Origin of the sequence: Streptomyces sp. RKAG293 (assembly GCF_023701745.1) — a bacterium.
Taxonomy (GTDB): Bacteria; Actinomycetota; Actinomycetes; order Streptomycetales; family Streptomycetaceae; genus Actinacidiphila.
Genome location: NZ_JAJOZB010000001.1, coordinates 5,513,588 through 5,531,911, shown reverse-complemented (window position 1 = coordinate 5,531,911; position 18,324 = coordinate 5,513,588). Strand labels below are relative to the sequence as shown.

Genomic DNA, 18,324 nt, shown 5'->3' with positions numbered 1-18,324 from the left:
AAGGCTGAATGAAGACCTGTTATCGGATCGACGCATTTCGGCCAGGTGAACCACCCGTGAGCGTCACGCCACCCACCGTCAGACCAGCAGCGCAGCCCCTGCGAGCAGCTCCGCGCCGATCACGACCGGGTCCTCGGCGTCCTCGGATTCACCCGGATGGACGCCGTGTCGCGGCGACCCGTCGGCGGGTCGCAGACCGAGCCGGGCGAGCGCGCCCGGCACCTGCTCCAGGTACCAGGCGAAGTCCGCGCAGCCGAGGCTCTGGCCGGTGTCCTCGACGGCGTGCGCACCGCGGCTCAGCGTCATCGCCTCGCGCAGCAGCTCCGTCGACTCCACCTCGTTGACGACCGGGGGGACGACGCGCTGGTAGCGGATCTCGCACTTCGCGCGGTACATGCCGGCCACCTGGTCGATCACCTCGTGCACCAGGTCGGGCGCGTCGTTCCAGGCCGCCAGGTCCAGGCAGCGGACGGTGCCCTCCAGCTCCGCGTGCTGCGGGATCACGTTGCAGGCGTGGCCGGCCTCGATGCGGTCCCACACGACCCGGACGCCGGAACGCGGGTCCATCCGGCGGGCCAGCACGGCCGGCAGCTCGGTGGCCATCTTGGCGGTGGCCATCACCAGGTCGGTGGTCAGATGCGGGCGGGCGCTGTGGCCGCCCGCGCCGTCGAGCTTCAGGACCAGCCGGCCGACGGCCGCGGTGATCGGGCCCTGTCGCAGGCCGATCCGTCCGGCGTCGGTGTCCGGGTCGCCGTGCACGGCGAGGATCCGGCCGACGCCCGCCAGCACCTCCGCCTCGATGGCGCCGAGCGCGCCGCCCGGGGCCGCCCCGTCCGCGGGCTGCAGGATCAGCCGCACCGTGCGCGGCAGCCGGCCCTCGCGTTCCAGGGCGGCGAGCGCCAGAGCGGCGCCGAGCAGCACCGCGTCGATGTCGCTGTGCAGTGCGAGGCGGGGGCGCGCGGGGTCGGTGGCGCCGATGTCACAGACGATTCCGGTCCCGCCGGGCAGTGCCCGCGGCCGTAGACCGTCCTGCTCCAGCCGGGCCAGCACGGCCGCGGCGGCGGCCCCGGCGTCGTGGGAGTCCGGCCGGCCCGTTGCGGGGCGGCGGCTCAAGTCCCTGCGGAACGCGATCAGTTCAGCACGCAGCCCGGCGGGCAGCGCGCCGGATGGCACTGCGGGTGAGTCGTTCACCTCCGACAGCGTAGGCCCCATGGGAGATCCTCCAGCGTTGATCGAGAGAAATTCATTCCTGTTGAAGGAGAAGAAATCACCCGATCGGCGCATACCCAATCCCTCTGGGGGGTATCACGGCCTCTTGGGCCTTCACCACCCATCCCATCCTCGCTCAACGATCCATCGATCGCGAGGCAACGGCTCCGGCGCAGGGGGTGTCCCGTGCCACACCGGGGTCCGGTGGCCCGGAGCGTAGGGGCGGGGCATCGCGGCCCGCTGGATCCGCCGGGCGGATCCGGGCCCGGGGCGGGCCCCTATGCCGTCGCCGTGGCGGAGGTCGGGCCGTCGCCGTGGCCGAGGTCAGGCCGTCGCCGTGGCGGAGGTCAGGCCGTGCAGGTCTCTGGCGGTGCCGGTGATGCCGGAGAGGAAGCCCTGCGCGCGGGGTGAGGCGGTGTGGGTGAGCCAGCCGTCGTCGATGTCGCGGACGACGACCTTGACCCCGGTGCCGGCCAGCGCGAGCGGCAGCGTGTGGACGACCGTGGAGGGGAAGCTGAGCACGGTGTGCCCGATCGGTCCCCGGCGTGCGACGAGTTCCAGCGGCAGGTCGGGGCGGACGATCTCCAGTCCGGTCTCGACGGCGAGCCGGTGCAGCTTGGCCGTGTCCTCGCGGCGGTGCGCGAAGTAGCGGGTGGCGCCGTGGGATTCGGCGAGGGCGGCGACCGCCGCGAGGTAGCGGTCGAGGTCGACGACCCCGGTCTCGACGAGGGACGTGCCGATGATGTCGGTGCCGGCGGTGATGCGCGGCGGTCCGAAGCGCGACCGCGTCCACGCGAACCGGTTGGCGCGCAGCGCCATCCCGGCCGGCGGTGTCGCGGGCATCGCGCTGAAGAGTTCGACGGTGCGGCGGCGGCCGGGGGTCAGCCGGCGGCGGGCGGCCGAGGCGAAGATCGCGAAGGCGGCGTCGACGGGCGACCGGCGGCCGGCGCGGTGCCAGCGCACCAGACGGCCGCCCCGGCTCAGGATCTCGGTGAACTCCATGGTGGCGGTGCCGTCGTCGACGACGGTGATCTCCCGGGTCCGGCACAGCGGCAGCAGCACCTGCACCAGCCGGGAGAACGGATCGCCGATGACGAGGTGGCGTACGCGCAGCAGCAGCGGCGCCAGGGTCATGGCGGTGCGCAGCAGGCCGAGCCGGTTGCTGCGGGCCTCGAACCAGCGGACGGTGACGCCGTCGTCCCGGGCGAGCTCCGCCATGCGGCGCAGCTGCCCGCGGCTCATCGGGTCGCGGGGCGAGAGCACCACGACGGTGAGCGGGCCGGTGACCGGGCCGCCGCCCGGGGCGGCAGGTGCCGCCCCGGGACGCGATGCGGCGACCGCGGTCGGGGGGTGTATGTGCGACCACTCCAGGACGTTGAGGAGTTGGACAGGGGACTCGACCAGTGCGAGCGGTCCCCGGCCGGATGCGGGCGCGGTCATCCCGGTGCTCCTCGTTCTCATGGTTCGCGGTGCCCTCGGGTCATGGGGGCGTGCGCGGGGCCCGGCCGCGTGGGCCGGGGTGGCGCGGTCCGTCAGACGGAGGCGGTGGCGCGGTCCGCGCCGGACGCCTCGGCCTCGGCGACGACGCCGGGGACGCGGCGGAGCTTCTTCATCGGGCCGAGCTCGCCCTCGTAGACCTTCTTGACGCCGTCGCCGAGCGAGGTCTCGATGATGCGGATGTCGCGGACGAGGCGCTCCAGGCCCTGGGACTCGACGGAGGCGGCCTGGTCGGAGCCCCACATGGCGCGGTCCAGGGTGATGTGGCGCTCGATGAAGACCGCGCCGAGGGCGACGGCGGCCAGCGTCGTCTGGAGGCCGACCTCGTGGCCGGAGTAGCCGACGGGCACGTTCGGGTACTCGGCCTGCAGGGTGTTGATCATGCGCAGGTTGAGCTCTTCGTGCTTCGCCGGGTACGTGGACGTGGCGTGGCACATCACGATGTTGTCGCTGCCGAGCACCTCGACGGCGTGCCGGATCTGCTTCGGGGTGGACATCCCGGTGGAGAGGATGATCGTCCGGCCGGTGGCGCGCAGCGCGCGCAGCAGGTCGTCGTCGGTGAGGCAGGCGGAGGCGACCTTGTGGGCCGGGAGGTCGAACTTCTCCAGGAACGCGACGGACTCGACGTCCCACGGGGACGCGAACCAGTCGATGCCGCGCTTGCGGCAGTAGTCGGAGATGGCGTTGTAGTCGTTCTCGTCGAACTCGACGCGGTGCCGGTAGTCGATGTACGTCATGCGGCCCCAGGGGGTGTCGCGCTCGATCTCCCACTGGTCGCGCGGGGTGCAGACCTCGGGGGTGCGCTTCTGGAACTTCACGGCGTCGCAGCCGGCCGCGACCGCGGCGTCGATGAGCGCGAAGGCGTTCTCCAGGTCACCGTTGTGGTTGATGCCGATCTCGCCGGTGACGTAGACGGGCTGCCCGGTGCCGATGTAACGGGTGCCGACCGGACGGAGGTTCTTCGGGGTCAGGGGGGTGCTGGTCACTGGGAGAGGTCCTTTGCGGAGAGAGGTGCTGAGGGGACTGCTGTGAGGGGTGCGTAAGGAGGGTCGGTAGGAGGGGCGGCCAGATTCGGGCCGAGGATCCACCCGGCGATCTCGCGGATCGCGCCGCGGCCGCCCGGGGTGGAGGTGATGAAGCGGGCCGAGGCCCGTACGACGTCGTGGGCGTTGGCCACGGCGACGGGCCAGCCGGCGAGCGCGAAGCAGGGAAGGTCGTTGACGTCGTTGCCGACGTACAGGACCCGCTCGGGGGCGATCGTCTGCTCCTCGCACCACTGCTTGAGGGCGAGGTCCTTGCGGGCGATGCCGTGGAGGACGGGCACCTGGAGCTTCCTGGCCCGTGCCGCGACGACCGGGTTGGTCTCCGAGGACAGGATCAGTACGGGCAGCCCGGCGCGGCGCAGTGCCGCGATGCCGAGGCCGTCGCCGCGGTGCACCGCGACGGTCTCCCGTCCCTGGGCGTCGACCAGCACCGTGTCGTCGGTCTGGGTGCCGTCGAAGTCGAGTACCACCGCGTCGATGTCGCCGAGGGTGGGGGTGGAGCCGGCGTCGAGGAGCGGCGCGAGGGCGCGGGCCCGGACGAGGTCGTCCGGCTCGTCGATCTCCAGGACACGGGCCGGATCGGTGCGCACCAGCGCGGTGCGGCCGAAGAACCGGTGGCCGGCGGCGCGGAAGCCGGGGGCGCGCATGGCGTACGCGGCGCCGGTCTCCAGCAGGTCCTGGGGTCGGTCCTGGCGGCGCGGGCGGGTGGCCTTGTCGTGGTTGACGCCGTGGCCGCCGTCGGCACCGTCCCCTTCGCGCCAGACGAAGCCGTGGAAGGGGGCGACGGTGTGCGCGGTGTCGGCGCCGTCCTCGATGACGGCGGCGGCGACGCCGTCGACCTCCTCGCGGGTGAGGAAGGGGCTGGTGCACTGCACGAGCAGGACGACGTCGACGGCGCCGCCGCGCATCGCCTCGTAGGCGTCCATCGCGTGCAGGACGGCGGCCTCGCTGCTCGCCGTGTCGCCCGCGATGGCCGCGGGCCGCAGGACGACCTCGGCGCCGGCGGCGCGGGCCGCCTCGGCGATGGCGGGGTCGTCGGTGGACACGGCCACGTCGGTGACGAGCCGCGCCGCGAGGCATTCGCGCACCGCCCGGGTCACCAGCGGGACGCCGCCGACGGGCGCGAGGTTCTTGCCGGGGACGCCCTTGGAGCCGCCCCGGGCGGGGATGACGGCGAGGACGCGGGCGCCCGCGGGGACGGGAGTGGGCGCGGACAGTGGGGTGGTCACGGGTGCTCCGGTCGGTCGGTTCGTCACAGCTGGCCCCAGCGGCGGATGACGGGCGCGACGCGCTGCACGCCCTGCCGGTAGGCGGTACGTGCGGAGTTGCGCGCCGCGTCCCGCAGCACCCGGCGCAGGGCGCTGGGCTCCCGCTCGGCGACCGCGCCGGGCAGCGGCTCGCCCTTGGCGTCGAGGCCGTGCCGGGCCAGCACGCCGGGCAGATAGCCGGGGGCGGTCAGCAGGGTGTAGTACGGCGCGGGCGGCGGCAGTTCGCCGGCCGCGGCAAGGGTGGTGACGCGCTCACGCAGGGCCCCGAAGGGGTCCTGCGCGGCGACCCCCTGGGCGGCGAGCCAGTCGGCGTCGGCCCGCGGGACGTGGCCCTCGTCGAGCTGGTCCCAGGAGGCGAAGCAGCCCGAGCCGAGGAAGTGGTGGTTGCCGAGGGCCTCGCGGATGCCGAGGTCGGTCAGGACGGCGGTGGGGATGGAGCGGTGCAGGGACTCCAGGGCCGCGGTGGAGCTGACGGTCACCAGGAGGTCGGTGCGGTCCAGCACCTCGCCCATGTGCCCGTAGACCAGCCGCAGGTTGTCGGGCGGGCCGAGCTTGGCGACGAGCTTCTGGTACGGGTGCTCCTCGATGTGCGTGGTGTGCTCGCCGGGCTTGCTGCGCAGCTTGACCAGCACCTCGCGCTCCGGGTGCCGCCGGGCGTGCTCCACCGCGCGGCGGGCCAGGTAGGTGCGGTCGGTGCGCCCTTCGGGTGCGGACGGCTGCACGGCGAAGGTGACGGTGAACGGCCGTTCGTCGGACGGCCGGTAGGGCGCGCCCTCCAGGAACGGCAGCGCGGTCTCGACGATGCCAGCGGTGTCCGCGCCGACACCCGCGTAGGTGTCGCGGAACCGCCGGGCGTCGTGCGCGCTGTTGGCGAGCACCACATCGGCGCCGGCCCGCAGCAGCAGGCCGTCGGCGAGCTTCTCGTAGACCACGCCGACGTATCCGGTGACGACCACCGGACGGTGGGCGCTGCCCTCCCAGGCGCGGGCCAGTCCGTGCAGCATGGCCTGGACGGTGCCGCCGACACAGGCGAGTACGACGACGTCACAGCCGCCCCCGGCGGCCCGGCCGTGGCCGGCCTCGGTCAGGAACTCGGCGGCGGTGACCTCGCGCATCGACTCCGCGGGTATGCCGATCTCGGCGAGCTGGCGGCTCGTCGGAGTGGCCCGGCCACGGAGCAGACGGGCATCGAGCCGGACATCGGGTGAAATACGGCGCGCTGTCAGCGCACCCCATTTCCAACGGGTGTCCGAATCGGCGAGAACGGTGATCCGCAACGGATCGGAAGAACTTTTCTGCACGACGCAGACGCTAGGAATCCGTTCCGAGCAGCGTTCCAACGTTGAGCCAACGGACGGTAAACAGCGTGCCGCGAATTGCCCAACCATGCTTAAGGGGCGGCTGCTTCATGGTCCCGACATGTGCCGTTCACCCGAGGGTCCGCGCAATGTCGGCCGCCGAGTCCGGTCGGCCCCTAACGTTCAGCAGGTGGTCAAGCTCTCCGTCATTGTGCCGTTTTACAACGTGCAGGCATTCGCACCCGACATGCTCCAAAGTCTTCGTGCGAACTCCCGTCCGGATTTCGAATTCATCCTGGTCGACGACCGTTCTACGGATGACACACCGAAAATCCTGGAGCGGGCGACACGCACCCTTCCCGGCTCCGTTCTCGTGGCGCGCGAGACCAATGGCGGCCTGGCCACCGCCCGCAACACCGGAATCGACGTGGCGCGCGGCGAGTTCCTCACCTTCCTCGACGGCGACGACTGGCTGGCCCCCGGCTATCTGTCCCAGCTGCTCGCGGCCATCGAGGAGCTCGGTACCGACTTCGTCCGTACCGACCATGTGCAGTGCACCGACCGGGTCCGCGTCATCACGCATGTGCCGCACGGCCGTCGCGGGGTGGTGCTGAACCCGCGCGAGGCGATCCTGCCCGCCGCCCGGCCGACCTCCGTCGACTATCCCTTCGCCTGGGCCGGGATCTACCACCGCCGGCTCGCCGACGCGGGGCTGCTGCACTTCCCCGACGGGCTGCGGACCGCCGAGGACCGGCCGTGGATCTGGCGGCTGCACCGGGAGGCGGCGTCCTTCGCGGTGGTGGGCCTGCTCGGGGTCTTCTACCGGCGCGGCATCGCCACCTCGCTCACCCAGATCGGCGATGTACGCCAGCTGGACTTCATCCGCTCCTTCGACCAGGTGCTCGCCGAGACCGCCGCCGACCGGGACGCGGACCGCTTCCTGCCGAAGGCGGTCCGCACCTACTGCGCGATCATCGCCCACCACCTCAACTCCATCGAACGCTTCGAACCGCAGGTCGCACGCCAGTTGAAGACGATGAGCGCCGCCGCCCTGAAGCGGATGCCGCAGGACATCCTCATGGAGGCGCTGGACTCGATGGGTGTCGACCGCAGCGTCCCGCTCCGCCGCCTGCGAAGGCGGCTCGCCTCCTCGACCGGGACGGTGGCCGCCTGATGGCCCGCGCACGCACCCAGATCCATGTGGCGTCGACGCTGTACGGCGCCGCCACCATCGCGGCCGCCCTGGACGCCGGGCTGTTCGGCCCCGCGGACCGGCGGCTGCTGCTGATCAGCAACAACTCCGCCGTTCCGGAGACCACGCCCGCCGTCGACGAGGCCCCCGGCTTCGGTGCGCTGCGCGGCAGGTTCGACCGGGTGCTGTCGTGGAACGAGACCATCGCGCCGATGCACCCCAGCGACTGGGCGCCGCGGCCGGAGGACGTCCCGATGTGGGAGCGGTATCTGCGGATGCTGTGGGACCTCGGTGACGACGATGTGGCACTGATCGTCGAGTCGATTCAGGTCAAGCCCGCCGCCGCGCTGGTCCGGCTCTTCCCGGCCGCGCCGATCGAGGTCTACGCGGACGGCCTGATGTCGTACGGCCCGACCCGCGACAAGCTCGAACCGCTGGTGACCACCCGCATCAACCAGCTGCTGCACCTCGACCTGGTGACCGGACTGCGGCCGCTGCTGCTGACCGAGTACGGCATCGAACCGCGGATCGTGCCCGCCGCGGAGTTCACCAAGGTGCTGGCGGAACTCGCCGACGCGAGCGGCGGGCAGGACGAGGCCGAGCTGTCCGCGGTCCCCGAGGACGCGGCGCTGCTGCTCGGCCAGTACCTGTCCGCGCTGGGGATCCTCACGGCCGCCGAGGAGGAGGAGCTGCACCTGCGGATGCTGCGCGGCGCGGCGGCCCTCGGGCACCGGCGGATCGTCTTCAAGCCGCACCCCATCGCGCCCGCGCACTGGTCGGAGCCGCTGGAGCGGGAAGCCGCCGCCCTCGGTGTGGAGCTGACCGTGCTGGACTCCCCCGTGCTGGCCGAGGTGCTGTACCAGCGGGCCCGTCCGGCGCTGGTGGTCGGCTGCTACTCGACGGCGCTGCTCACCGCCTCGGCGTTCTACGGGATCCCGGTGGCGCGGACCGGTACCGAGATGCTGCTGGAGCGGCTGTCGCCGTACCAGAACAGCAATCGCGTCCCGGTGACCATCGTCGACTCCCTGCTGCCCGATCTCGACGACGCCGAAGCCGTCCGCACCTGGTCCCCGCCGGCCCCCGAACGGATCGCCGGGGACCTCACGCCGCTGCTGCGCGCCGTCGGGTTCTGCATGCGGGCCGAGCTGTACCCGGAGCTGCGCGAGGAGACCGTCGCCTATCTGTCGAAGCAGCTGAACGCCCGTACCTGGCGGTACTTCAAGCGCCGCCGGCTCGCTTCGCTGGCCCTGCCGGGCGTGGTCCCGGCGCAGCTGGCGTTCCTGCCCCGCAATCCCCTGCTCCGTCGCGTCGCCCGCCGCGCACGCGCCTTGAAGAAGGCTGCCATCGGATGAGTCTCCAGCTCCAGCAGGTCACCGCTCAGGACCCCGCACCGGACGCGGTGGCGGCCGCCGCACCGCGGGCCGGCCGGCTGCGGGCGCTCGACGGGCTGCGGCTCGTGGCCGCGCTCATGGTGTGCTTCTACCACTACGCGGGGCGCGGCGGTGATGCCTGGAAGGCCTGGGGGCAGACGCCCGCACTGGTCTTCCCCGAGCTGTCGAAGGTGGCCGTCTACGGGCCGCTCGGCGTCCAGATCTTCTTCGTCATCAGTGGGTTCGTCATCTGCATGAGCGGCTGGGGGCGCACCCTCAAGGGCTTCGCGGTCTCCCGGGCGACCCGGCTGTACCCGGCCTACTGGGCGGCCGTCCTGCTGGTCACCGCCGTGTTCGCGCTGCCCGGCGTCGTCTGGAAGACGGTGTCGCCGAGCGATCTGCTCACCAACATGACGATGCTGCAGATGCCGGTCGGGGCGGACCGGGTGCTCGGTGTGTGCTGGACCCTGTGGGCGGAACTGCGCTTCTATCTGCTGTTCGCGCTGGCCGTCGTGTGGCCGGGCGCCACCCGCCGCCGGGTGCTGGCGTTCTGCGGGCTGTGGACGGTGGGCGCGGTGCTCGCCGACGCGTCGGGCGAGGCGTTCCTCAAGACCGTGCTGATGCCGGAGTACGCGCCGTTCTTCATCGGCGGCATCGGGATCTACCTGGTCTACCGGTTCGGCAACGACCCGCTGTCCTGGGGTGTCGTCGCGGTCGGCTGGCTGTTCGGCCAGCACTACGCCGTCAAGGGGCTGATACCGAACGCGCATGCCGCGCACGTCTTCCAGCACCGCTCCGAGTCGGTGATCATCCTCATCGTGACCCTCGGCTTCGCGGCGGTGGCGGCGGTCACCCTGCTGCCCCGGGTCACGGGCGTCGACTGGCGCTGGCTGACGACGGCGGGAATCCTGACCTATCCCTTCTACCTGGTCCATGAACACCTGGGCTGGGTCGTCATCTTCCAGCTGCACCAGCGCCTGCACATGCCGTCGTACGCGGTACTGCCGCTCACCGGCGCGTCGATGCTGGTGCTGGCGTGGCTGTTGCACCGGTTTGTCGAACGTCCGCTGGCGCCCCGGCTCAAGCGCTTTCTGACGATGGTCCCGAAAGCTCCCGTCCGCTGACCGCGCCCTGATGGATATGCCCAAGTACCGGTAGGGCGTGGGGTCTTGGAGCTCGGGCCCGACCGGTACACGCTGTCCGCATGGCACTCAACAGCGTCCAGGACGTGGACGTACTCATCGCCGGAGCAGGCCCCACCGGTCTGGCGCTCGCGGTCGACCTGGCCCGCCGGGGGATATCCGCCCGCCTCGTCGAACAGTCGGACCGGCTCTTTCCGGGATCCCGCGGCAAGGGCTTGCAGCCGCGCACCCTGGAGGTGCTCGACGACCTCGGCGTGATCGACGCCGTCATCGCGTCCGGCGGACCGTACCCGCTGATGATGGGCTGGCAGGACGACCGGCGGCTCGGCGAGTGGGACCTGCTGGAGCGCTTCGCGCCGACGCCGAGGTCCCCGTACGGCGAGGTCTGGATGCTCACCCAGTGGCGCACCCAGGAGATCCTCCACGAGCGGCTGCGGGAACTCGGCGGCGGCGTCGAGTTCGGGACCGCGCTCACCGGCATCACCCAGGACGATGACGGGGTCGACGCGGCGCTGGCCCTTCCCGACGGCACGGCGGGCACCGTCCGGGCCCGCTTCCTGGTGGCCGCCGACGGCGGGCGCGGCACCGGCCGCCGGGCGCTCGGCGTCGGGATGACCGGCGAGACCATCGACCCGCACCCGATCCTGATCGCCGATCTGCTCCTCGGCGGCATCGACCGCGACCACTGGCACGTCTGGCCCAAGGCGGCGGGCGGCACCGTCATGCTGTGCCCGCTGGCCGGCACCGACCACTTCCAGCTGCTCGCCCAGTACACGGACTCCGGCACCGAGCCGGACGGCTCCGTCGAGGGGATCCGCGCGCTCATCGCCGCCCGGACCCCGATCGGCGCCGAGCAGGTCCACGAGGTGCTCTGGTCCTCCGCGTTCCACCCCAGCGCGGCCATGGCCGACCGGTTCCGCGTCGGCCGGGTGTTCCTCGCCGGCGACGCCGCGCACATTCACTCGCCGGCCGGCGGGCAGGGCCTGAACACCAGCGTCCAGGACGCGTACAACCTGGGCTGGAAGCTCGGCCAGGTGCTGCGGCACGGTGCGGGGCACGGGCTCCTCGACAGCTACGAGGAGGAGCGGCTGCCGATCGCCGCCGACGTCCTGGGCCTCAGCACCCGGCTGCACGGCGCGACCCGTGACGGCGACGACACCGGCGCCCGGCAGCGCGGCACCGACACCCACGGCCTGGAGCTGAACTACCGCGGCGGGCCGCTCACCCGGGAACTCCGGCCCGCCGCACTCCCCGGGGGAACGCTGCCCGAGGAGGCGCCGCGCGCGGGCGACCGGGCCCCGGACGCGCCGCTGGCCGGCGGCGGCCGGCTCTTCGACCTGTTCCGCGGCCCGCACTTCACCCTGCTCGCCCTGGGGACCGCCCAGCTGCCGCCCGGCCTGGGGGCGGACCCGGAGGCGGACCCGGGCCTGGTGCACGCGCACCGGATCGACGACGCCCCGGAGCACGGCGCGAACAGCGCGTACGCGGTCTACGGCGACGGCCTGTTCGTCGTCCGTCCCGACGGCTATCTCGGCCTGGCCACCGAGGATCCGGCCGATGTGGCCGGGTACCTCGCCCGCTTCACCGGCTGACCCTGCGGTGAAATGGGTCACGATCCGCCATAAAGGTGAGTTTGCCCCTGTACAGCGGGCGAAAGGCCCCCGCATCCTGGGCAGCTGCGGGGGGCTTCTCATCGGCGGACGACAGGACTGGCAATGGCGGAGATCGCAGCGGCGCGTACCGGTACCGGCGGGCCCCAGGAGGGCCGGAAGATCGTCGAGCACATCGTCGGCTGGACGCTCTGCATCGTCGTGGCGATGCTGATCACGCAGCTCCACCTGCTCTGACCGGCGGCCGGTCCGCTGAGCACGGCCGGCCGGCCGGCTCAGAACGCGTCGGTCGGGACGTACGTCCCCCAGACCTCGCGCAGCGCGTTGCAGACCTCCCCGACCGTGGCCCGCGCGCGCAGCGCGTCCTTCATCGGGTACAGGACGTTGTCCGTGCCCCGGGCCGCCTCCTGCAGCTCCGCCAGCGCCGTGTCGACGGCGCCCTGGTCCCGGGTGGAGCGCAGCGTCGCCAGCCGCGCGGCCTGCTGGGCCTCGATGGCCGGGTCGACGCGCAGCGGGTCGTACGGATCCTCCTCGTCGAGCTGGAAGCGGTTCATGCCGACCACCACGCGTTCGCCCGCGTCCTGCTCCAGGGCGATGCGGTACGCGCTGCGCTCGATCTCGCCCTTCTGGAAGCCGTGCTCGATCGCGTTGACGGCGCCGCCCAGGTCCTCGACCTTCCGCATCAGGTCCAGCGCGAGGGCCTCGACCTCGTCGGTCATCGTCTCGACCACGTAGGAGCCCGCGAACGGGTCGACGGTCGCGGTCACATCGGTCTCGTAGGCGAGCACCTGCTGGGTGCGCAGCGCCAGCCGGGCCGACTTGTCGGTGGGCAGCGCGATGGCCTCGTCGAAGGAGTTGGTGTGCAGCGACTGCGTGCCGCCGAGCACCGCCGCCAGGCCCTGGATGGCGACGCGGACGAGGTTGACCTCGGGCTGCTGCGCGGTGAGCTGCACGCCGGCGGTCTGGGTGTGGAAGCGCAGCATCTGCGACTTGGGGTTCTTCGCGCCGAACTCGTCCCGCATCACCCGCGCCCAGATCCGGCGGGCGGCGCGGAACTTCGCGACCTCTTCGAGGATGGTCGTGCGCGAGACGAAGAAGAACGACAGGCGGGGCGCGAAGTCGTCCACGTCCATGCCCGCGGCGACGGCGGTGCGGACGTACTCGATGCCGTCGGCGAGCGTGAAGGCGATCTCCTGCGCGGGCGAGGCGCCGGCCTCGGCCATGTGGTAGCCGGAGATCGAGATCGTGTTCCACTTCGGGATCTCGGTGCGGCAGTACTTGAAGATGTCGGCGATCAGCCGCAGCGACGGCTTCGGCGGGAAGATGTACGTGCCGCGCGCGATGTACTCCTTGAGCACGTCGTTCTGGATGGTGCCGGTCAGCCGGTCGGCCGGGACGCCCTGCTCCTCGCCGACGAGCTGGTACATCAGCAGCAGCAGCGCGGCGGGTGCGTTGATCGTCATCGACGTGGACACCTTGTCCAGCGGGATGTTCCCGAAGAGCACCTTCATGTCGTCGACGGAGTCGATGGCGACGCCGACCTTGCCGACCTCGCCGCTGGAGATCTTCGCGTCCGAGTCGTGGCCCATCTGCGTCGGCAGGTCGAAGGCGACGGACAGGCCCATCGTGCCGTTGGCGATCAGCTGCTGATAGCGGGCGTTGGACTCGACCGCCGTGCCGAACCCGGCGTACTGCCGCATGGTCCAGGGCCGGCCGGTGTACATGGACGGGTAGACGCCGCGGGTGAACGGGTACGCGCCCGGCTCGCCGAGCTTCTCCGCGGGATCCCAGCCGTCGAGCGCCGCGGGCCCGTAGACCGGCTCGATGGGCAGTCCACTCTCGGTGGACCGGGCGGTGTCCGTCTCGCGCGCCATGGTTCACGCCTCCGCATCAGTGTCGCATTACTGGTGGGTAATATCCTGTCTCCGGCACGGACTGTAGTTGCGGGCATGCGAGCCGTGGAGGGGCCCGGGCTGGGACCTTCCTCACAGTCCGGTCTCTCCGATGTCACGAAACAGTCTTGCTCCGGATCCGTGCAACTGCACGGGCGGGTGGAGTGTCTAGCCGGGTAACTGCAGATTCTGGGGGGCAAAGGGTGACTGTCTTGCGTACGAAGAGAACTCCGATAGCGATCGTGGTGGCCGCTCTGGCGGCAGCGGCTCTGGTGGGCTGCGGCCCGCAGGACAAGCCCACCTCGGGCGCCAAGCCGACGCCTGCCGCGTCGACCACCGCGAGTCCCACCGACTCCGCGAGCCCGAGTGACTCACCCTCGCCCTCGGCGTCGAGCTCGACATCGGCCTCGCCCTCCACGACCCCCAGCGCTTCCGCGACCACGTCCAAGCCCCCGGTCGTGCCCGCCGTCATGAAGCAGGGCTCCACCGGCACGCAGGTCCGTGAGCTGCAGGCCCGGCTGGGCCAGCTCAACCTGTTCAGCCGTACGCCCACCGGCACCTACGGCTCGGTCACCGCGAACGCCGTGAACGACTTCCAGGAGCGTTACGGCCTGCCGATGACCGGCAGTGTCTCCGCGCAGACCTGGACCAAGCTGCGCGGCGTGACCAAGCAGCCGACGCACGCGGCGATGTACCCGCCCACCACCCAGCCGGCCAGCGCCAAGCTCGACCCGCGCTGCATGACCGGCCGCGTGCTGTGCATCAGCAAGACCTCCCGGTCGCTGTCCTGGGTGATCGACGGCAAGGTGCAGACCACGATGGACGTGCGCTTCGGCTCCCAGTACACCCCGACCCGCGAGGGCCAGTTCAAGGTGGACTTCAAGAGCCGTGACCACGTCTCGACGATCTACCACACGTCCATGCCGTACGCGATGTTCTTCAGTGGCGGCCAGGCCGTGCACTACTCGTCCGACTTCGCGGCCCGCGGCTACGCCGGCGCCTCCCACGGCTGTGTGAACGTGCGCGACAAGGCCGCCATCGCCTCCCTCTTCAACCAGGTCAAGGCCGGCGACAAGGTCGTCGTCTACTGGTGACCCCGGGCCGGCCTGACGTGAGGTCCGTCCACAGGACCTAGTGGCCGCCGTCCACGACGGGCTCTGTTCCGGATATCCGGGACAGGGCCCGTCGGCATGCCCGGAGCAGTTTCTCGTCGGCGCACACATCGAGCGTGCCGTAGTGGTCGCCCTCGTTGTTGTGCCGGCGGACGGCCGCCAGTTCGTCGCGCAGCAGCGGGGCGGCGCCGGCCGCGGCCGGACCCAGCTCCGCGAGACAGCCGGCGATGACCGCGCGGGTGTGCACGTTCTCCGCCCAGGCGGACCGCAGGACCGGCAGCACAGGACCGGCCTCGCCGGAGACCCGCCACAGCGCGACCGCGGCGTCCACCCGCATCCACACCGCGGGGTCCGCGAGCAGCTCCCGCAGCCGCGGCGCCGCACCGGCCGCCGCGGGGCCCAGCTCGCCGAGCGCCTCGGCCGCCGAACGCCGGGTGTGCGGGCTGTCGCTGTCCAGGTGCGCGAGCAGCACCGGCAGGACCGCGGGGTTCCGCTCGATCGCCCAGAGCGCGGACGCGGCCTCCAGCGCGATACAGGAGCCGGGGTCGGCCACCAGCGCGCGCAGATCGGGCAGCGCGTCGCGGGCCGCGTCCCCGAACCGGGCGAGCGCGCGGATCGCCGAGCACAGCAGCCAGTCCCGGCGGGCCTTCGGCGCCCCGCGCAGAATCCGCAGCACCTCGGGGAACGCCTCGGCGGCCGCGATGGCTGCCACTCCCCTGAGCAGCGGCTCCGCCTGGTCGTACGCCTCCTCGTCGTTCAGCGTCACCTCGGCGAGCCGGCGGCGCAGCAGGGGTGCGAGCGGCACCGCCGCCGCGCCCAGGTGCTCGATGGCGAACCCCAGGTCCTGGGGTATGTCGGGCCGGTCAAGGGCCGAGGCCAGCGCGGGCAGCGCCCGCGGGTCGCCCAGCCGGGCGAGGGTCTTGACCATGCCGCCGAGGCTCGGCCGCCCCTGCGACCACTCCTGGACCCAGCTCCCGGGATCCGCCGCGACCGCCGCGGCGAGGGCGTCGGCGGCGGGTGCGGCCAGTTCGTACAGGTTCTCCAGCACCGAGGCGGCCCCGTCGCGCAACCGCTCCTCGGGGTCGGCGAGCTGCTGCCCGAGCAGCACGACCAGCTCCTCGTACGGGCCGCGCCAGCCGCGCACCAGGCCGCCGCTCATCCACACGGCGTCGATCCGCCGGCCCCAGTCCGGGCTGCGCAACTGGTCGATGACGAGCGCGAGGCGGTCGGCGACCCGGTCGTCGAGCGCGGTGTGCAGCGTACGGAGCAGGTCGGCGGCCCAGGGCGCGGAGCGGCCCGCCTCGGCCCGCTCGCGCAGCTCCCGCAGATGGCCGACGAAGGTGGCGGGCACCTGGCGCTCGGCGGACACCTCCAGGGAGGGCCGGCTGCCCGCCTCCTCGCCGCGCACCGCGCGGAGCAGGGCGACGGCGGTCGGCACGATGTCCGCCGGCAGCCGTTCGGGCGCGCAGCGGGCGAGTTGGGCGAGCGCGGCCAGCCGCAGCCCCGGGTCGGCGGAGAGCGACCGGCCGTCGGACGAGCGGTCGGCGGGGCCGTCGACGCGGTTGCCGGCGAGCCGGACCAGCCAGTCGGCGGCCTCGGCGGCCGGGCCGCCCGGCCGCAGCGCGAGAGTGCCGACGGCCTCGACGAGGGCCAGCCGGGTCTCCGTGTCCCGCTCCACCGGCAGCCGGTCGCGCAGGACGTCGAGTATCCGCGCGGTCTCCCCGTGCAGCGCGCCGAGCGCCACCGGGACCGCGCGCCGCACATCGGGATCGGGGTCCGCGACGAGCTCGGTGAAGACTTCCGCCTGGGCCCGGACGGCGGTGACGGCCATCGCGTAGTTGGCCCGCCAGGCGGCCGCCTCCCCGTCCTCGGCGGCCGCGGCCCCCTCGGCGTCCAGCAGGCCGAGGATGTCCCCGTCGTCCAGGGCGTCCGCCGCGTCGCCCCGCCCGCCGGAACCGGCGACGGGAGCGTTTCCGGAACCGTCCCCCAGCGCGCTCCACGAACCTCCCGCGACCGGGCCCCCGGCCTCGATCACGATCTCGTCCAGGTACTCCTCCGCGACCTCGTCGCCGCCCCCGATGCTGGTCAGCAGGACGACGATCCGGCCCCGGTCCCGCACCGCCGGATCCGCCACCAGCTCGAAGAGAAAGGGAATGCAGGCGAGCGTCGAGTCGTACACATCGCCCTGGTGATGAACGGCCCCGTACATCGCGTCGAGGGCGGCCTCCCGCTCCCCCGCGTCCGTAGAGGCCAGCCCCCGCAGAAGTTCGGGGACCTCCTCCGCCGATCCGTAGGCATGCCCCATAGCCGCCCAGTCGATCTCGTACAGTCCTGCCAACATGGCGTACCTCCCCCGGTTTTGCTCTCCCAACCGAGTCTGCACCACGGCACGGACATTCGGCCGGGAGTTATCGGCCGTCCGGCAGGACCCGCCACCGGCCGCCGCCGACCGCCACCGGCCACTTCCGGCCACCGCCGTGGAACGCCCGGCGGGCGCGGCCGGGTAGGGGGAATGCACCCGGCCGCGCCCTGGGCGCGGACCCACCCGGCACGGGGAGCACCGGGGTCCGCCGGGCCGATGACCAGTCGACCCATTACTTAAAGCGTCAACCAGCTGGAAAGTGTCACCGGCCTCCTCCGGGCCCGCAGGTCAGACGGTCCGGAGACGCGGGAATACGGTTGCCGCAGAACCGGCGGAACCTAGGGCCTAGTCGTGCCGGCCGTCGCCCTTGCCGTGACCGCCGCTCGTGCCACCCGACTTGCCGCCGTCAGCGTTTCCGGCACCGCCGGATCCGGACAGGTAGGCGGCGGCCAGTACCCGCGCGCAGTACTTCGGTACGTCCCGCTTGCTGCCCGCCGCCGCCACCAGCCGGTCGGACGACGCGTCGTCCAGCCGTCCGCCCGCCTTGATGTAGGCACGGCACAACTCCACGTTCTGCCGGTCGCGTTCCCCGTGCGTCCCCTGGGGTGCGAGCGAGTGGGAGGACGGCGGCGGCGTCGCGGACGGGTTCGCGGGCGAGGCCGGCCGGCCGGGGGACGGAGTCGTCCCGTGCCCCGGTTCCGACGACGCGCCCTTTCCGGGCGGCGAGTCCGCCGTCCCGCCGGTGAGCGGTGAGGACCCGCCGTCCGGGCCCGCGGTGCCGGAGCCGTCCGGCGTGGCGGAGCGCGGGGTGCCGTCGTGCACCGGCGCGGAACCGACGTTGTCGCCGTCGAACGGCAGCGGCAGGAGGCCGGGACTCGCGGCGAGTACCGCGGCGCACAGGGCCATGGCGACCACCAGCGCGCCGGCCGACGCCTTCAGGGACTTCGGCGCCCCCGCCGTCCTTACGGTCCGCCCGGCCCTGGCGGTCAGTGCCGGGCCCGGCACGGTGCCCGGCCGGCCCAGCCGGACCACCGACAGGAAATCGGAGTCCCCTGAACCCTGCTCGGCACCAGCGCCGGAACCTTCCAGGGGGCCCGCCTCCGGAGCCGCGTCGCAGCGCGTCAGGAATGCGGCGACCGCCGCCTCCTCGCGCTCCGGATCGGCCGCCGCCGGCGCGGCTGCGGCCGTCAGCAGCCGGGCCAGCCGGGCCGCCGCGGCACCGCCGGACATGACGGACTCGCCGCGCAGGAGCCGCTCCGCGGCCTCCTCGTCGAGCCAGTCGTCGTCACGATGTCCGTCGCATCGCCGGTTTTCCGTCATCTCATATCC

At 72.7% G+C, this 18,324-nt stretch carries 14 protein-coding genes; 6 read left to right on the top strand and 8 right to left on the bottom strand.

The genetic code is table 11. From position 1 onward, the window contains the following. Positions 1-78: 78 nt before the first annotated feature. The 5 genes from LNW72_RS24795 to LNW72_RS24775 all read right to left on the bottom strand — a co-directional run bounded on the left by LNW72_RS24795 (position 79) and on the right by LNW72_RS24775 (position 6,318). Positions 79-1,212 (bottom strand): amidohydrolase, encoded by a 1,134-nt coding sequence (locus tag LNW72_RS24795; RefSeq protein WP_250977386.1) that lies wholly within the window; start codon positions 1,210-1,212, stop codon positions 79-81. Positions 1,213-1,533: 321 nt separating this feature from the next. After that, a complete protein-coding gene (locus LNW72_RS24790; protein WP_250977385.1) occupies positions 1,534-2,649 on the bottom strand; it encodes a hypothetical protein in 1,116 nt (371 codons plus the stop codon). Between the two features lie 92 nt (positions 2,650-2,741). Further along, entirely contained in the window at positions 2,742-3,692 is a 951-nt protein-coding gene (locus LNW72_RS24785) for an N-acetylneuraminate synthase family protein (RefSeq protein WP_374117318.1), read from the bottom strand. Beyond that, entirely contained in the window at positions 3,689-4,978 is a 1,290-nt protein-coding gene (locus LNW72_RS24780; RefSeq protein ID WP_250977384.1) for an acylneuraminate cytidylyltransferase, read from the bottom strand. The genes LNW72_RS24785 and LNW72_RS24780 overlap by 4 nt, the downstream gene beginning before the upstream one ends. A gap of 23 nt (positions 4,979-5,001) precedes the next feature. Beyond that, the gene (locus LNW72_RS24775) at positions 5,002-6,318 is read right to left on the bottom strand and encodes a DUF6716 putative glycosyltransferase (RefSeq protein WP_250977383.1); all 1,317 of its coding nucleotides are present in this window, start codon (positions 6,316-6,318) and stop codon (positions 5,002-5,004) included. Between the two features lie 187 nt (positions 6,319-6,505). On the opposite strand from LNW72_RS24775, the gene LNW72_RS24770 reads away from it, so the two are divergent. The 5 genes from LNW72_RS24770 (at position 6,506) to LNW72_RS24750 (ending at position 11,866) form a co-directional block, all read left to right on the top strand. Then, positions 6,506-7,489, top strand: a complete 984-nt coding sequence (locus LNW72_RS24770) for a glycosyltransferase family 2 protein (protein WP_250977382.1) — start codon at positions 6,506-6,508, stop codon at positions 7,487-7,489. After that, entirely contained in the window at positions 7,489-8,859 is a 1,371-nt protein-coding gene (locus LNW72_RS24765; RefSeq protein WP_250977381.1) for an alpha-2,8-polysialyltransferase family protein, read from the top strand. Before LNW72_RS24770 ends, LNW72_RS24765 begins: the two co-directional genes overlap by 1 nt. Then, positions 8,856-10,001 (top strand): acyltransferase, encoded by a 1,146-nt coding sequence (locus LNW72_RS24760; protein ID WP_250977380.1) that lies wholly within the window; start codon positions 8,856-8,858, stop codon positions 9,999-10,001. The genes LNW72_RS24765 and LNW72_RS24760 overlap by 4 nt, the downstream gene beginning before the upstream one ends. Before the next feature lie 80 nt (positions 10,002-10,081). Further along, complete coding sequence (locus LNW72_RS24755) at positions 10,082-11,611, top strand: FAD-dependent monooxygenase (protein WP_250977379.1); 1,530 nt, start codon at positions 10,082-10,084, stop codon at positions 11,609-11,611. Positions 11,612-11,734: 123 nt separating this feature from the next. Next, the gene (locus LNW72_RS24750) at positions 11,735-11,866 is read left to right on the top strand and encodes an SCO1431 family membrane protein (RefSeq protein WP_138352233.1); all 132 of its coding nucleotides are present in this window, start codon (positions 11,735-11,737) and stop codon (positions 11,864-11,866) included. Positions 11,867-11,904: 38 nt separating this feature from the next. On the opposite strand, the gene LNW72_RS24745 is transcribed toward LNW72_RS24750, so the two are convergent. Continuing rightward, positions 11,905-13,503 (bottom strand): methylmalonyl-CoA mutase family protein, encoded by a 1,599-nt coding sequence (locus tag LNW72_RS24745; RefSeq protein ID WP_250977378.1) that lies wholly within the window; start codon positions 13,501-13,503, stop codon positions 11,905-11,907. Between the two features lie 221 nt (positions 13,504-13,724). Between LNW72_RS24745 and LNW72_RS24740 the strand changes: the two genes are divergently transcribed. After that, complete coding sequence (locus LNW72_RS24740; RefSeq protein ID WP_374117317.1) at positions 13,725-14,615, top strand: L,D-transpeptidase family protein; 891 nt, start codon at positions 13,725-13,727, stop codon at positions 14,613-14,615. A gap of 37 nt (positions 14,616-14,652) precedes the next feature. Here the strand turns inward: LNW72_RS24740 and LNW72_RS24735 are convergent, their stop codons facing one another. Both LNW72_RS24735 and LNW72_RS24730 read right to left on the bottom strand, forming a co-directional pair. Further along, positions 14,653-16,974, bottom strand: coding sequence for a HEAT repeat domain-containing protein (locus tag LNW72_RS24735; RefSeq protein ID WP_250977376.1), 2,322 nt, complete (start codon positions 16,972-16,974; stop codon positions 14,653-14,655). Positions 16,975-17,340: 366 nt separating this feature from the next. After that, positions 17,341-18,315, bottom strand: coding sequence for a hypothetical protein (locus LNW72_RS24730; protein ID WP_250977375.1), 975 nt, complete (start codon positions 18,313-18,315; stop codon positions 17,341-17,343). Positions 18,316-18,324 lie beyond the last annotated feature (9 nt).